12 protein-coding genes are annotated in these 15,867 nt (G+C 63.7%); 4 read left to right on the top strand and 8 right to left on the bottom strand.

Annotated elements, in window-relative coordinates; genetic code table 11:
• Window positions 1-2: 2 nt before the first annotated feature.
• Window positions 3-1,184, top strand: coding sequence for a PatB family C-S lyase (locus CAPSK01_RS00990; protein WP_273702833.1), 1,182 nt, complete (start codon window positions 3-5; stop codon window positions 1,182-1,184).
• Window positions 1,185-1,231: 47 nt separating this feature from the next.
• Here the strand turns inward: CAPSK01_RS00990 and CAPSK01_RS00985 are convergent, their stop codons facing one another.
• From CAPSK01_RS00985 to CAPSK01_RS00975, 3 genes are all read right to left on the bottom strand, one after another.
• Window positions 1,232-2,158, bottom strand: a complete 927-nt coding sequence (locus CAPSK01_RS00985; protein ID WP_034921209.1) for a ketopantoate reductase family protein — start codon at window positions 2,156-2,158, stop codon at window positions 1,232-1,234.
• A 91-nt stretch (window positions 2,159-2,249) separates the two neighbouring features.
• Window positions 2,250-3,263 carry an NAD(P)-dependent alcohol dehydrogenase gene (locus CAPSK01_RS00980; RefSeq protein ID WP_034921207.1) on the bottom strand — a complete coding sequence of 338 codons (1,014 nt, stop codon included), beginning with the start codon at window positions 3,261-3,263 and terminating at the stop codon, window positions 2,250-2,252.
• Between the two features lie 162 nt (window positions 3,264-3,425).
• Window positions 3,426-5,504 carry a molybdopterin oxidoreductase family protein gene (locus CAPSK01_RS00975; RefSeq protein ID WP_034921204.1) on the bottom strand — a complete coding sequence of 693 codons (2,079 nt, stop codon included), beginning with the start codon at window positions 5,502-5,504 and terminating at the stop codon, window positions 3,426-3,428.
• Window positions 5,505-5,569: 65 nt separating this feature from the next.
• On the opposite strand from CAPSK01_RS00975, the gene tsaD reads away from it, so the two are divergent.
• Window positions 5,570-6,589 carry a tRNA (adenosine(37)-N6)-threonylcarbamoyltransferase complex transferase subunit TsaD gene (gene tsaD / locus CAPSK01_RS00970; protein WP_034921570.1) on the top strand — a complete coding sequence of 340 codons (1,020 nt, stop codon included), beginning with the start codon at window positions 5,570-5,572 and terminating at the stop codon, window positions 6,587-6,589.
• Window positions 6,590-6,805: 216 nt separating this feature from the next.
• Here tsaD and CAPSK01_RS00965 read toward each other — a convergent pair whose 3' ends face one another.
• The 4 genes from CAPSK01_RS00965 to CAPSK01_RS00950 form a co-directional block, all read right to left on the bottom strand.
• Window positions 6,806-7,429, bottom strand: coding sequence for a ParA family protein (locus CAPSK01_RS00965; protein WP_034921201.1), 624 nt, complete (start codon window positions 7,427-7,429; stop codon window positions 6,806-6,808).
• Between the two features lie 2 nt (window positions 7,430-7,431).
• Window positions 7,432-8,766: a TAXI family TRAP transporter solute-binding subunit gene (locus CAPSK01_RS00960; protein ID WP_034921199.1), complete on the bottom strand. Its 1,335-nt coding sequence runs from the start codon at window positions 8,764-8,766 to the stop codon at window positions 7,432-7,434.
• Window positions 8,766-9,740, bottom strand: coding sequence for a quinone oxidoreductase (locus CAPSK01_RS00955; protein ID WP_034921195.1), 975 nt, complete (start codon window positions 9,738-9,740; stop codon window positions 8,766-8,768). The genes CAPSK01_RS00960 and CAPSK01_RS00955 overlap by 1 nt, the downstream gene beginning before the upstream one ends.
• Window positions 9,741-9,981: 241 nt before the next feature.
• The gene (locus CAPSK01_RS00950) at window positions 9,982-12,171 is read right to left on the bottom strand and encodes a UvrD-helicase domain-containing protein (RefSeq protein ID WP_034921193.1); all 2,190 of its coding nucleotides are present in this window, start codon (window positions 12,169-12,171) and stop codon (window positions 9,982-9,984) included.
• A gap of 179 nt (window positions 12,172-12,350) precedes the next feature.
• Between CAPSK01_RS00950 and CAPSK01_RS00945 the strand changes: the two genes are divergently transcribed.
• On the top strand, window positions 12,351-13,193 hold the full coding sequence (locus CAPSK01_RS00945; protein WP_034921191.1) for an HDOD domain-containing protein: 843 nt from the start codon (window positions 12,351-12,353) through the stop codon (window positions 13,191-13,193).
• Between the two features lie 27 nt (window positions 13,194-13,220).
• Here the strand turns inward: CAPSK01_RS00945 and CAPSK01_RS00940 are convergent, their stop codons facing one another.
• Window positions 13,221-13,859, bottom strand: coding sequence for a 5-formyltetrahydrofolate cyclo-ligase (locus tag CAPSK01_RS00940; protein ID WP_273702832.1), 639 nt, complete (start codon window positions 13,857-13,859; stop codon window positions 13,221-13,223).
• Between the two features lie 44 nt (window positions 13,860-13,903).
• Here CAPSK01_RS00940 and CAPSK01_RS00935 point away from each other — a divergent pair, with 44 nt between their 5' ends.
• The gene (locus tag CAPSK01_RS00935; protein WP_273702831.1) at window positions 13,904-15,847 is read left to right on the top strand and encodes a lytic transglycosylase domain-containing protein; all 1,944 of its coding nucleotides are present in this window, start codon (window positions 13,904-13,906) and stop codon (window positions 15,845-15,847) included.
• Window positions 15,848-15,867 lie beyond the last annotated feature (20 nt).

Below are 15,867 nucleotides of genomic sequence, written 5' to 3'. Positions count from 1 at the left end.
TCTTGACCCTGGGCTTGCCGGTGAACGGTTTCGACTTTGCTCGTGTCATCGACCGCCGCGGCGGCGATTCGCTCAAGTGGAACAAATACGCCGGTCGCGACGTGCTGCCGTTATGGGTTGCGGACATGGATTTTGCCGCCCCGCCGGCGATCGTCGCGGCCATCGAGAAGCGTGTCGCGCAAGGCTGTTTCGGCTACGCCGTGCCATCGCCGGCGCTCTACGACGCCGTGCTCGGGCACTTGTGGCGCGCGTACGGCTGGCGGGTCGAGGCCGACTGGCTGGTGTGGTTGCCCGGTCTGGTCTGCGGCCTCAATATTGCCTGCCGGAGCATCGACGGCGATGTCCTGACGGCGACGCCCGTCTATCCGCCATTTCTCTCTGCGCCGCGATTGTCCGGCCGACGGCTGGCTAGCGCCGCGCTGTGTCAGCGCGATGGCTGCTGGGGCTGGGATTTCGCGGCGCTGGAAGCCGCGCTGACGCCCAGCAGCCGCCTGTTGCTGCTTTGCCATCCGCACAACCCGGTTGGCCGGGCCTGGGAACGCGAGGAACTCGAGGCCATCGCCGCATTCTGCCAGCGCCACGACCTGCTCGTCTGCTCCGATGAAATCCACTGCGGCCTGATCCTCGACGAGGACCGGCAGCATCTGCCGCTGGCGATGCTCGATGCCGACCTTGCCGATCGCAGCATCACCCTGATGGCGCCGTCGAAAACCTACAACATTCCCGGTCTGGGCGCTGCTTTTGCGGTGATTCCCGACGCGTCCTTGCGCCGGCGCTTTGCCGCTGCCGCGCGCGGCATCGTACCGGACGTCAATGTCCTCGGCCTGGCGGCAACCGAAGCGGCATACCGCGACTGCGAGGACTGGCGCAGTGCCTTGCTCCAGGCGCTACGCAGCAATCGCGATCGTGTCGAAGCCGCCCTTGCCGGCATGCCCGGTCTGGCCGTAAGCCATGCCGAAGCGACCTACCTGGCGTGGATCGACGCGCGCGGTCTCGGGGTCGACGACCCCGCCGCCTTTTTCGAGGCCGCAGGTGTCGGGCTGTCGAGTGGCGTCGATTTCGGTCTGCCGGGTTGGGTACGGCTCAATTTCGGTTGTCCGCAGACGACGCTCGACACTGCGCTCGAACGGATGCGGCTCGCATGCAGGGAAAACCGTGGCCTGGCTCCGACTACCGGAACCTGACAGGTGTTCATGCAGGAGCCTGTTTGGTGTGTCCGATCGGCAGGCGTTCAACTACGAACGGCGGACTCCGATTCCCGGATTTCCATCTGGCTGAAGGCCAGTGCCAGTATCGGCGAGTTCAGTCCCTTTGCCAACGATCTGTCCAGCAGATCGCCGAGCACGTGGCGGTGCTCGGTGCGCAGGCCCGCCTGCAGATCACGAAGCATCGAGGCGGTCAGAGCCGAACCGTGCTGGGTGAGTATTTTCAAGGCTGCGTTGCGGGCTACCGGTGCAATGTCGATGCCGCATGTCGTGGCCACCGCCAGACATTCCGCGTACAGTTGCCGAATCAGCGATTCGCCGTTGGCAGTTGCCATGATCTGACCGACGCTGCCCCGCATCAGGGTGGTGATACCGGCCAGGGTGGCAATGAAGACCCATTTCTCCCAGAGGCTCAGGACGATGTCCGGGGACAGGCGGGCGTTGAATTTTGTGGCCTGGCACACTTCGACGAAGCGGGCGGCAATTGCCTGGGTTTCCGCCGTTCGGCCGCCAACGGTCAGGGAATGCATCGGGGCGAGTTGTCGTACTGCGCCGTCCGCTTCCAGCATGGCCGCCACCTGGGCAATGCCGCCGAGGATGTGCTCAGCGCCAAAGCGACGGTCCAGCACTTGCATGTGCGAGAAACCGTTGAGCAGCGGCAGGATGAAGGTCGCAGGTGTGATGAAAGCGGCAACGGATTCGATCGCATCCTCGAGGTCGAAGGCTTTTGCTGTCAGCACAACGAGGTCGTAGTCGTCTGCTGGCCTATCCCGGGTGACGCAGGTCACCGGGACAACGAAATCGCCGGAAGGGCTGTGTACCTGCAGACCCTCGGATCGAAGACGTTCGGCGCGTGCCGGTCGCACCAGAAATGTCACGTCTGCACCCGCTTCGACGAGCCGGGCTCCGAAATAGCCACCGACCCCGCCGGCACCAAGAAACAGTATCTTCACGATGTCTCCTTCGATGTTGGAGGCCGCAGCACAAAAAAGACGGGGGAAATCCAGTTCCTCTGGCGAGAGTATAGCGCTGTAGGATGATCGCTCAATGGCGGATGCAGATCTTGCCGAACTGTGCGCCGCTCTTCAGGTACGCCAGCGCTTCCTTGAGCGCCGGAAATTCGAAAACCCGGTCGACGATCACCGGCACGCGGTGCTGCTCTAGCGCCCGCAGCATCGCTTCGAAGCCGTCGCGATGGCCGACGGTGATGCCCTGCAGCCGCACCTGCCGGGTGATGATCAGGCCAAGCGGTGTCGCCAATGAGGAGCCCGAGAGCACACCGATCATCGACAGGGTGCCGCCGGGGCGAATGCAGCGCAGCGACTGCGGCAGGGTTTTCTCGCCGCCAAGCTCGACGATATGGTCGAAGCCGCGACCATCGGTGAGCGCACGTGCCGGTTTCGACCATTCGGGAGTCGTCCGGTAGTTGATCGTCGCGTCGGCACCGAGTGCCCTAAGCCGCTCGATCTTCTCGTCGCTCGACGAGATCACGGTGACCCGTGCGCCGGCGATCCTGGCAAACGCCAGCGCGAACAGCGCCACGCCGCCGGAGCCCTGGATCAGCACCTGCTCGCCGGGTTTGACCGCGCCGTGCGTGGCCAGAGCACTCCAGGCAGTCAAGGCCGCGCAGGGTAGCGTCGCCGCTTCGACGTCGCTGAGATATGCAGGCACCTTGACCACGCCCTGTTCGGACAGGCACATGAACTCCGCCATCGTACCGTCGATCGGGCCACCGAGCGACCCGGTCATGCGGGAAAGATCCGGTTCGCCGGCGATCCAGCCCTGGAAAAAGGTCGGGCAGACGCGGTCGCCGACCGCCACGCGGGTGACTCCGGGGCCCACCGCGACGACCTCGCCGACGCCATCGGACAGCGGGATCAGCGGCAGTGTTCCGGTAAAGCTGCCATATCCACGCTCGGGAACGACCAGGTCGCGGAAATTCAGCGACGAGGCGAGCATCCGCAGCAGTACCTGTCCCGCCCCTGGCGGGGGTTGCGGGCGATCGGCCAGTTTGAGGTTGGCCATCCCCCAATCATCCTGAATCTGAAAAACGCGCACGTTGCACCTCCGGTATCCGGCGCCGCAGCGCCAGGGTTTTGCCTGCCCATTGTCATGACCTTGACGACCTCGACAACGCGATTCGGCGCGAGGAGAGGAGGGGACTTCCGAGAGTTTCTCAGAGCAGAGCGGTGGCCGTCAATCATTCCGGCCGACACGCGGCTACTCTGGTTCGACTTCGACCAGGCAGTCGTAGAACGTCGCTCCGCCGCCCATCTCGGTCAGCGCCTGGCTGGTGACTTCGTTGCAGTTGCGTCCGTCGGGCGAGAGCTTGCGCCACCAGATCGAGGTGGCCATGGCGACGCCCGGACGGATGCGGTCGCTGACGACAGCGCGGGCGCGGAATTCGCCACGGTGGTTATGGATGCGCAGCGGGTTGTCGTTGGCAATGCCGCGTGCCGCGGCGTCGACCGGATGGATGTGGAGCGTGGGCGACTTTTCCTGCGCCAGAAAGCGTGGCGAGTTGGCAAAGCTGGTGTTCAGGAAGTTGCGCGCCGGCGGCGTGATCAGCGCCAGCGGGAATTGCGCTGCCAGCGGACTTTGCCGCCATTCATGCGGTTCGATGAAAGTCGGCAGCGGGTCGAGCCCTGCACCGGCAAGCATCTCGCTGAAAAACTCACATTTTCCGGAAGGTGTCGGGAAACCCCCCTCTGCGAACGGCGCTTCGCCAGGTGGCAGATTGAGGCGGGCGTGACCCTCGGCCTTGAGCCTTTCCCAGGACAGCCCGGCGAGGCGCGGATCGCTCCAGTCGAAAGCCTGGCGACACAGATCTTCGTCGCGGTCGGCGAAGCAGGCTTCGCTGAAACCCATCTGCCGGGCCAGGCGGCGGAACAGCTCGGTGTTCGGCAGCGCTTCACCGAGCGGTGCGATCGCCGGCTGGTTGACCTGCAGGTGCAGATGCCCGTAAGACTTGTGGATGTCGAGCTGTTCCATGTGGCTGGTGGCCGGCAGCAGGAGGTCGGCGTAGTCGGCGGTATCGGTCTGGAAAAGGTCATGAACGACGGTGAACAGGTCGTCGCGAGCCAGGCCGCGTTCCACCTCGGCCGACTGTGGGGCAACCGCGAGCGGATTGCTGTTGTACACGAACAGCGCCTTGATCGGCGGTTGTGCGCGCAGCAGCGCGTGGCCGATGGTGCTCATGTTGACCGTTCGCGGCGCCGGCGTCGGCATCAGGTCCGGTCGCTCGAGGGCCGCGGTGTTGACCGGGTAATTGCCGGAGCTGGACAGCAGCACGCCACCCGCTGCGTCCCGCCAGGCACCGGTGAGTGCCGGCAGGCAGGCGACGTTGCGCAGTGCCATACCGCCGCCAGCGGTGCGGTTGATGCCGTAATTGGTCCGAATCGCTGCCGGCCGGGTGCTGCCGTAGGTGTGCGCGAGGTTTTCAATCTCCTGGGTGCGGATGCCGCAGATCGCCGCGACCCGCTCCGGCGGGTATTCCAGCACGCGTCGCTTGAGGGCGTCGAAGCCGAGCGTGTAGCGAGCGATGTAGTCGTGGTCGAGCAGATCGTCGCGAATCAGTACGTGCATCAGTCCAAGTGCCAGCGCGCTGTCGGTTCCCGGCAGCAGCGCGATGTGCTGGTCGCATTTGTCGGCGGTGGTGGTTCGGCAGGGATCGATGGCAATCAGGCGCGCACCGCGCCGCTTCGCTTCCTGTGCCAGGCGCCAGAAGTGCAGGTTGGAGACGACGCTGTTGGTTCCCCAGAGAATGATCAGGTGCGCATCGACAACGTTTTCGGCGTCGAACCCGACGCTGGCGCCGATCGTTGCCCGGTAACCCAGCGTGCCGGCGCTGGCGCAGATCGTCCGGTCGAGTTGCGAGGCGCCGAGACGGTGAAAGAAGCGACGGTCCATCGAACCGTAACCGAGCATGCCGGAGTTGCCGGCATAGCTGTAGGGAACAATTGCTTCAGCACCATCCGTGGCGGCGATGTGGCGGAAACGATCGGCAATCGTGGCCAGCGCCTCGTCCCAGGAGATGCGCTCGAATGTTGCCCCCGGACCCTTGGCAGCGATCCGGCGTGCCGGGTACAGCAGGCGCTCGGGGTGATAGATGCGCTCTGGGTAGAAAGCGACCTTGGTACACAGCACGCCGGCCGTCGGTGGATGATCGGCCGCACCGGCGACCTTGACGACGCGGCCATTGCTGACAGTGACATCGAGCGCGCAGGTATCGGGGCAGTCATGTGGGCAGGCGCCGCGCACCGTGTGGGTGGCAGTTGGCGCAGAAGCGGGGTGGGCCATGGGGTGTTTCCGGGCGGGTGTCGATGGCGAGAAGATAGCACACCGACTGGAGTAGAATGCTGCCAATGCGGGTTCTTGGCATTGAATCCTCCTGCGATGAAACGGGTATGGCGCTGTACAGCACCGACGCTGGCGGCGCCTTGCTCGCGCACGCCCTGCACTCGCAGGTGTGCATGCACGCCGACTTCGGCGGGGTGGTCCCCGAACTCGCGTCGCGCGATCATATCCGACGACTCGTACCACTGCTGCGCCAGGTGCTGGCCGACAGCGCATGTTCACTGGCGGAACTCGATGCCATCGCTTACACGCAGGGGCCGGGCCTGGCGGGCGCCCTGCTGGTGGGCGCGGCCTTTGCCGAAGCGCTGGCGACAGCGCTCGGCGTCCCGACCGTGCCGGTGCATCACCTCGAAGGCCACCTGCTGTCGCCCTTGTTGTCGAGCAAGCCGCCGCGTTTTCCCTTTGTTGCCCTGCTCGTTTCGGGTGGCCATAGTCAGTTGATGCGGGTGACCGGTGTCGGCGAATACGAGTTGCTGGGCGAAACTCTCGATGACGCCGCCGGTGAAGCTTTCGACAAGACCGCCAAACTGCTCGGCCTCGGCTACCCCGGCGGCCCGGCGCTGGCTGCACTGGCCGATACGGGTCGGCCCGGCCAGGTCAAGCTGCCTCGCCCGATGCTGCAAACCCCTGACCTCGACTTCAGTTTCAGTGGTCTGAAAACCGCGGTGCTGGTGAAGGTGCGCGAGTTGGCGACGATCAGCGATCAGCAGCGGGCAGACATTGCACGCGGATTTCAGGACGCGATTGTCGAAGTTCTGGTCAGCAAGTCACTGCGCGCGGTGAAAGTCTGCGGCCTCCAGCAACTGGTGGTCGCTGGTGGCGTCGGCGCCAACCGCGAACTGCGTCGCCAACTCGATGCACACGCTCTTGCTGCAAGGGTCGCCGTCTTTTACCCCGAGCTCGAATTCTGTACCGACAACGGCGCAATGATCGCGCTGGCCGGGGCCTTGCGTCTTCAGGCAGGGGGAGCAGGCAAGCTGCCCGGTGCATTTGCGGTGCGGCCGCGCTGGCCCTTGACGGGCGCCTAGACGACCGGTCTGCGGGTCGGGTGATTGCCCGTTCACCGCCCGGTCTGCACCTGTCGAAGGCTCTGTTTTTGGGATCGCCTTGCGGAGAAAGCGCCTAACGGTCTTGACTTTGCAAGACACCCCCGCTCATGAAAGTCATGACCGTTGCCCTCTCCCCCAACCCCTCCCCCGCAAGTGGGGAGGGGAGATTCGTGAGTCGCTGACGCGACTTTCACATTAACTGTTCACCCAGTCGATGATTGCCTGCCATTGCTCCAGATCTTTCGCCGCACGCGATGCCGACAAGTCGAACATGGTCATCCCGTGCATCGTGGTCTGCACGTAGAGCTGCGTACTGCGCAGATGGGTGAGGACCGGCAGGTCGTACTTCGCGAGAAAGCGTTCCAGCTCGGCGGCAGAGCGGGTACGCGGGTCGACGCGCATGCCGACCACGGCAACGAAAGCCTGTTCGTTGCGGATCGCTTTCTCGGCCAGCAGCGTTTCCAGGAAATGGCCTGTCGCCAGAATGTCGAACAGCGAGGGCTGCAGCGGAACGATGACCCGATTGACCTGTTTGACGACGGTGTCGAGTGCTTTGCCGTGCAAACCAGCGGGCGTGTCGAGAATCACGTGCGTGGTGCCCTTCGGTGGTTTGGCAGTTTTTCCAGGCTCGATCTCCCAGCTACGAATCGGCGGCAGGATCGATGGCCGCAAACGCAGCCATTCCCGCGACGACTGCTGACGGTCGACGTCGCCGAGCATCACGCGCTGGCCACTGCGCGCGAGATGACCGGCCAGATTGATGGCCAGTGTCGATTTCCCCGACCCGCCCTTGGGATTCGCAATCAGGAAGGATTTCATTCTTAATTGTCCTTGTCATGGTTCGTAGCGAGCCGGCGAAGCTCTGCACGCACCAGATTGATGTGCTCGCGCAGAGTGTAAAGCAGATCGCTGAAGGCCAGTGGAATATTGAGCACGCTGGCCCCTTCGTCGATACGATCGAGATGGTCCACGTACTGCTGATGGCGAACTGGGTCATAGTGATGACGCAGATCGTTTTCTAGGAACTTCAGATCACCGTAATAGCGAAAGATTTTCGAGCGCACACGCCAGCTATAGATCGTCGGCGCGAATTTCAACAGCGGCAGCGACAACATCAACAACGGCAGAATCATCACGAACAGGCGCTCGACCAGCACCGCCAGCCAGAAAGGCAGATAAACCTGGAGAAACGGCGGCCCCGACTTGTAGTAGTGCTCGGCATCTTTCGACAGCGGAAAGCTGTGATCCTTGTAGGCCGGGAATTCGCCGGCACGCTGGAAAAAGCCGCCCTTGCCGTTGACCTCGGTCATCGCCTGCAACAGCAGGCTCGCCAGCGCCGGATGCAGGTCATCACGAACGACGATGTTGGCCGTGGTCGCCAGCAGCAGGGTATCGCGCGGTGGCACATCGCGCACCAGATCGACGACTCCGCGTGGCAGCACGATCTTCGAGAGGAACGGGAAACGGCGCAGATAGGCCTCGGCCTGGCTCAGGCTGACGACCCGCAGGCCTGGCGAACGCAGCATCACCTGTACGACCGGCGCTTCCTGGGCGGCAACGATGAAAGCGGCATCAATCTGTCCCTGCTGCAGGGCTTCGGCGGCAGTCAGGCCGGCAATCGGCAAAAGGTTCGGGCTGTTGGCCGGGATCTCGTTGGCCTCCAGCAGGCTCAGCGCGAGCCCGCGGATACCGCTGCCGTCCTCACCGACGGCGATTCGCTGACCCGCCAGTTGATGCAGTTTGTCGACGCGTTGTGCGCCGCGGTAGAACACCCACACCGGTTCGTAGGAAACGCTGCCCAATGAACGCAGCGGACTTTCGCCGTCGTCCTCGCCAACAGCCGGTGGAACAATGCCGCCCTGCACGAAGGCGATGTCGGCTTCACCTTTTTCGATACGTTCGAGGTTCTGGTGCGAACCCGCCGAGGTCAGGATGTCGAGCGTGACGCCTTTGGCGGCCAGCAGAACGGCGTAGCGCTGGGCGTAGGCATAATAGGCACCGGAGTCGCTGCCGGTGGTGATGGTGATGCGTCGGGGCGGCTCCGGCGCGACGAACTGGTAGGCGACGGCCAGACCAATCGCCGTGATCAGGACGATTGGCCAGGCCGTCGCCAGCAGGTAGCGGAGGGCAACCAGCCGGGCGCGTAAACGCTGCATCAGGGCAGCAGGATGGTCGATCCGCTATGTTTGCGCGCTTCGAGGTCACGATGCGCCTGCGCCGCTTCTGCCAGGGGGTAAGTCTGATTGATCTCAATTTTCACCTGCCCGCTACCGACCACGTCGAACAATTGGGCGCCAAGCGCGAGCAAATCCTCGCGCTTGGCGGTGTAATGCATCAGTGTCGGCCGGGTCAGAAACAGCGAACCCTTCTGCGACAGCAACAGCGGGTCGAAGGGCGGCACCGGACCGGAGGCATTGCCGAAGCTGACCAGCATCCCACAGGTGCGCAGGCTGTCGAGCGAACCGGCAAAGGTATCCTTGCCGACCCCGTCATAGACCACGGCCACACCCTCGCCGACGGTGATTTCACGAACCCGGCGGGCAAAGTCCTCGCGCGTATAGTCGATCACATGGTCGCAGCCATGCGCGGTGGCCAGCGCCGCCTTGGCCGCGGTGGACACCGTGCCGATCACCGTTGCACCGAGCGCCTTGGCCCACTGGCAGGCGATCAGACCGACGCCGCCGGCCGCCGCGTGAATCAGCACGCTGTCGCCAGCCTGGACGCGATAGGTGCGGCGCAGCAGGTAGGCGCTGGTCAGACCCTGCAACATCATCGCTGCCGCGGTGCGAAAATCGATCGCGTCCGGCAACTTCAGCAGACGGTCGGCGGGCAGGCAGCGGACCTGGCTATAGGCGCCGACCGGACCCCCGGCGTAAGCGACGCGATCGCCGGGGTGCAGTTCGCTGACGCCGGCGCCGACCGCTTCGACGACGCCCGCAGCTTCCAGGCCGAGACCGTTCGGCAATTGCAGCGGGTAAAGACCGCTGCGATGATAGATGTCGATGTAGTTGAGGCCGACGGCCTGGTGGCGCACGCGCGCCTCTCCAGGCGCCGGATCGGCGACTGCACGCTCTTCCCAACACAGGACTTCGGGGCCACCGGTGCGGTGTATACGAATGGCAAATGGCATGGCGATCTCCTCATTTGATGTAACGCGACAGTCTAGTGTGGCGCCCGCTTCTTAGGCAAGCGCAAAAAAGCCCTTGCGGTCTGCCATTTGACCCCCTAAGCGACCGGTGGTCCACAGACTTATCCACACATTTGGTGGGTAGAGAGGGCAGATATCCACCGTTTTCTTCACCAACGGTCATCGCGAAGGACGCCACTTCGGATGAGGAAAGATGAAAGTCGTGGCGACGATTCCTTGCCCGTCAGGCCGGCGTCAGCCGGGCGTACCCGAGCACCAGCCACTTCATGCCGCCGGCACCAAAATTGACCTGCACGCGTGCTTCGGACCCCGACCCTTCGGTGGCCACGATGACCCCGGCACCGAACCGGGCGTGGCGCACGTTCTGGCCGATCCGCAGACCGCCGACTGCGGTCTGCACCTGCCCGCCTGGGCTGCTGGTCGGGCGGGCAGAACCCTGGCTGCCGCCGCGATTGATCCTGCGCAACAGCGTCGCCGGCAGTTCTTCGAGAAAGGACGAAGGCAGGCAGTAGCGTGTCTGCCCGTGCAGCAGGCGCGTCTGCGCGTGGCTCAGATAGAGGCGGCGGCGGGCACGCGTCAGGGCAACGTACATCAGCCGTCTTTCCTCCTCCAGGCCGTCGCGCTCCTGCGCCGCGTTCTCATGCGGAAAAAGACCCTGTTCGAGGCCGGTGATGAAGACCACATCGAACTCGAGTCCCTTGGCGGCATGCACGGTCATCAACTGGACCGCCTCCTCGCCTTCGCCGGCCTGATGCTCGCCGGCCTCCAGCGAGGCGTGCGCGAGAAAGGAAGCCAGCGGACCGCCATCCGGCACCGCTTCGCCGTCACTCGCTGAATCGCTTGGAGAGCCACTCTCCTCGTGCAGAAAAGCCGTCGCGGCGTTGATCAGTTCGTCGAGGTTCTCGAGTCGGTCCTGGCCTTCCTTGTCGGCCAGGTAATGCTGGCGCAGGCCGCTCTTGTCGATCAACCGATCGATCACTGCCGGCAGAGGAAGAGCGCGGGTTTCGCTGCGCAGCGTCTCGATCAGGCGAACGAATCGGGCCGTCGCGCTCCCGGCCTTGCCGGCGAGGCTCGCGGCCGCGTTGTAGAGGCTCGCATTCGTCTGCTGTGCCGCTTCCTGCAACGCCTCGATGCTGCGACTGCCGATCCCGCGCGCCGGAAAGTTGACCACCCGTGTAAAAGCCGTATCGTCATCAGGGTTGGCGATCAGGCGCAGGTAGGCCAGCGCATGCTTGATCTCCTGTCGGTCAAAGAAGCGCAGACCACCATGCACACGGTAGGGGATTCCCTGCGTGAACAAATGGTGCTCGAGGACGCGTGACTGCGCGTTGGAGCGATACAGCAGGGCGATCTGATGGCGTCCAACACCTGCGCGGACGAGTTCGGACAGCTCTTCGACGATGAAACGCGCCTCGTCGACATCCGAATACGCCTCGAAAACACGGATCGGTTCGCCAGCACCGGCTTCGGTCCATAGCTTCTTGCCCAGCCGACCGCGATTCTGCTGGATCAGGGCATTGGCGGCGTCGAGGATATTGCCATGCGAGCGGTAATTCTGTTCGAGTCGAATCACGTTCGGCAACGCGAATTCGCGCTGCAGGTCGCGCATATTGCCGATCTCGGCACCGCGGAAGGCGTAGATCGACTGGTCATCGTCGCCGACTGCGAAGAGACAGGCCGCACTGCTTTCCGGCATGACGCTGCCGCGTCCGGCGAGCAGCTTCAGCCAGGTGTACTGGAGGCGGTTGGTATCCTGGAATTCATCGACCAGGATATGCCGAAAACGCGCCTGATAATGCTGGCAGAGCGGCTCGTTGCGTTGCAGCAGTTCGTACGAGCGCAGCAGCAGTTCGGCGAAGTCGACCACCCCTTCGCGCCGGCACTGCGCCTCATATTCGGCATACAGCTCGACCCGGCGGCTGGTGAATGCGTCATAGGCTTCGGCCTGGGCGGCGCGGAGACCCTGTTCCTTGTGCGCATTGATGAAGTGCATCAGCTCGCGTGGCGGAAACTTCTGGTCGTCGACATTGAGGTTTTTCAGCAGGCGCTTGATCGCTGCCAACTGGTCCGCCGCATCGAGAATCTGGAACTGCGCGGGCAGTCCAGCCTCGCGGCAGTGCGCACGCAGGAGGCGGTTGCAGAGACCGTGAAAGGTGCCGATCCACATGCCGCGAGTGTTGATCGGCAGCATCGCCGCGAGTCGCGACTGCATTTCCTTTGCCGCCTTGTTGGTGAAAGTCACTGCCAGGATGCCCTGCGGCCCGACCTGCCCGGTCGAGATCAGCCAGGCGATGCGCGTGGTCAGGACGCGCGTCTTGCCGCTGCCGGCACCGGCAAGAATCAGGGCATGTTGCGACGGCAGCGTGACAGCGGCGAGCTGTGGCGCATTGAGATGGGCGAGCAGATCGGACATGAGGAAGGTTTCCTGGCAAGGTAGCCGTGATTATAGCGGGCGCGTTGCGCTGACCTCGGTTTGGATGCGGCGTCAAAAGGGCGGCTGCACGGGCGGCCTCCGGACATGGCATTGCTGACCGCGACGGAGTGGAGTACCTTGTCGTTCCGTCGGAAATGCACCTGCCCGGAGATGGAAAAATGTCGAAATTGATACCCACGGAGGTGATCGAGAAAACCCTGAAGGGAATCACGATCCCCGCCAGACCGCAGGTGCTGCTTCATCTCCAGAACGAACTCGGGAAAGGCGACCCGGACCCGCGGGTCATCGTGCGGCTGGTCGGCGGTGACGTCGGCCTCTCGGCAGCCATGCTCAAAACGGTGAATTCTCCTTTCTTCGGCCTGTCCAGGAAGATCAGCGCGGTCGCCCAGGCGATGAGCCTGCTAGGCATCAAAGCCGTCGGGCAGATCGTCACCGGCCTGGTGCTGAAGGCCGCCGTGGGTGGCAAGACGCCGTCACTGGAAGGTTTCTGGGAGCGTGCCGAAAAGGTCGCCGGTATTGCCAGCTACATCGCCTCGACCATCCCCAGAGGGCCTCGTGACGACGCCTACTGCTTCGGACTGTTCCACGATGTGGGCATTCCGATCCTGATGCAGAAATTCCCGGATTACCGGCAGACGCTGGCGCTGGCGGAAAAGGACAGCACCCGGCCATCGACCGCCGTGGAAGATGAGCGGCACGCGACCGACCATGCGACCCTTGGCTACCTGGTAGCCAAGGGCTGGTTCCTGCCCGAGGCGATCTGCGAAGGCATTTTCTACCATCATGATCCCTTGGTCTTTGACGACAAGGACGGCGTCAACCCGCAGGCACTGACCCTGATTGCCATCAATGCCATAGCCGAACATTTTCATGACGATTTCTTTTTGATGCGCGGCAATAGCTGCTGGGAAATGATCGGCGCACGAGTGCTCGATCATCTGGGGCTGCCGGATGACGAGTACTGCGATCTGCGGGAAGATTTGATCAGCATTTTCAAATGAACAACCTCACCCTGTGCCGCTCACAAGTCATGCTGCCACCGGGCCTGCTGCCGGTCGAGCCATTGCGGCGCCTGGCGAAGGGAAGAAGATTCCGTCTTCGGTAACCATTGCATCCAGCCTCTGGTCATGCGGTTCGGGGTGGATCGAGTCCAGCCGGGCCAGTTCAAAACCGACGCCAATCGCAAGCGGCCGCGGCGAGAGCGAAGACAGCGTGCGATCGAAGTAGCCGCCGCCGTATCCGATGCGATGGCCGGCGGCATCGAAGCCATTCACCGGGATCAGCAAGGCTTGCGGAATCAGGAAATCACCTGCCGCCGGCGTCGGGATGCCATACTGGTCGATGACCATCACCGTGTCTGGCGACCAAGCGCGAAAAGCCAGCGCCCGGTTTTCATCGATCACCACCGGCAGCAGTGCTGCGAAACCTGGCCGACCCTCGTCGGCCCAGCTTTCGATCAGCGGCCTGAGGTCGGGCTCCTTCCTGAATGGCCAGCAGAAACCGACGCGCATTCCCGAGAGCTGTGGAAAACCGGCCTGCAGGAGCGCGCAGACGCGCCGGCAATGGCCATCCCAGGCGTCGGCCGGCAAGGCCAGCCGACGCTCGATCAGCACCTTGCGCAGCGAACGCCGGTCGGCAACGATTCCCGGCATCAACCCGGCAGCCATGTGATATCCTGAAACGCAGTGTTTTTCGAGAAATCCAGCTTACCATGAAGTTTCGTCAGTCAATCCTGCGCGTCCTCATCCCCCTGTTTCTGGCATCCACCCTGGCCTTCGCGCTGACGCCCGACGAACAGTTCCTGGCCGCGCGCGACGCTGCGCGCGCCAGCGACCGGGCCAAACTGGAGCGACTGGCGCCTTTGCTGCAGGGCCATGAGCTCGAAGCCTACGTCGAATACTGGCAGCTCCTCCCGGACCTCAAGGACAGCGATCCGGCGACTGTGCAGGCCTTCCTCAGCCGCCACGAAAACAGCTACATTGCCGAGAAACTGCGCGCTGACTGGCTCCGCCAGCTCGCCAGAAAGCAGCAATGGTTGCTCTTTGAGAGCGAGTATCCGCGCCTGGCGCAAGCTGACCAGGAACTTGCCTGCTTGGCGCTGCAGGGCCGGCTTGCGCAGGGCGACCCGCGCGCCCTCGACGATGCCCTGCCGCTCTGGCTGACCCTGCTTGAGCCCCCCGAACCCTGCTATCCGATCCTCGAAGCGCTGATCATCGACAAGCGGGTGCTGGCCAATGCGGTATGGGCGCGCATTCGTCGCCAGTTCGAGGCCAACAAGATCGCAGCCGCCCTGTACACGATGAATTACCTGCCCGCCAGCCAGATGCCGGAAAAGAAGCTGGCACAGACGGTCGTCGACACGCCACTCCCCTGGCTGGGGCGATTGCCGAGCGATTTCTCGGGCAGTCGCGCGCAGCGCGAGCTGGCGGCACTGGCAATCCAGCGCCTGGCCCGCAATGATCCGCGGCTGGCTGCCGATCAGCTCGACAAAATCGGAGGGTCGCTGAAGTCTGGTGAAAAGGCCTGGGCATGGAGTCAGATCGGCTGGCAGGCGGCACAGCGGCATTTGCCGGAGGCCATGGAGTGGTACCGGCAGGCTGGCGATGCCCCCCTTTCCGACGAGGCTGCAGAGTGGAAAGTGCGCGCTGCGCTGCGCGTGCAGGACTGGGGCAGCGTTCGCGCCAGCATTGAAAAGATGCCGCCGGCGCTGGCCGAACAACCTGCCTGGGTGTACTGGCTGGGTCGCGCATACCGCGCCGGCGGACGCCTTGATGACGCCAACACGCTGTTCGCGAAGATCGCCGGACAGCCCCACTTCTACGGCAGCCTGGCCAATGATGAGCTCGGCCGCAGCACCATGACCCCGCCCAAGGCATTGCCGCCAAGCCGGGAAGAGCTGGCGCAGGTCAGTGCCATGCCCAGCGTGCGGCGCGCGCAGGCCTTTTTTCGCCTCAGCCTGCGCAGCGAGGGCAGCAGGGAATGGGGCTGGGCGCTGCGCAGCATGAGCGACCGGGAACTGCTGGCCGCTTCCGAAATTGCCGTGCGCACGGGCAATTACGACCGTGCGATTGCCGCCGCTGACCGCACTCGCAATGAGCACGACTACTCGCTGCGTTATCTGGCGCCCTACGGCGACCAGGTCCGGCCGGCTGCACGAAATCAGGCGCTGGATGACGCCTGGGTGTATGGCCTGATGCGCCAGGAAAGCCGTTTCATCAGCAGCGCCAGATCGAACGTCGGTGCTTCCGGGCTGATGCAACTGATGCCGGCGACCGCCAAGTGGGTGGCCAACAAGATCGGTCTGAAGGATTTCCAGCCGGCCAGGGTCAACGATACGGAAACCAACGTGTTGCTCGGTACCACCTATATGCGCCTGGTTCTCGAAAGTCTCGACAATCACCCGGTGCTCGCCTCGGCTGCCTACAACGCCGGCCCCGGCCGGGCGCGCAGATGGCGTGCCGAGCGGCCGCTGGAAGGCGCCATCTATGCCGAAACCATTCCCTTCAACGAAACCCGCGATTACGTAAAGAAGGTGATGAGCAACTCCGTCTATTATGCGGCTCTCTTCGATGGCAAACCGCAAACCCTCAAGAACCGGCTCGGCGTGATTGCGCCGCGCACCGGTGGCGAGGCGAGGATCGAAGATTTGCCCTAAAATGGCGATTTTCCGACATT

The organism is Candidatus Accumulibacter vicinus (assembly GCF_000584955.1).
GTDB classification, from domain to species: Bacteria; Pseudomonadota; Gammaproteobacteria; order Burkholderiales; family Rhodocyclaceae; genus Accumulibacter; species Accumulibacter vicinus.
Note: the sequence above shows the minus strand (reverse complement) of the source record. Positions and strands in the feature narration are given on the sequence as shown.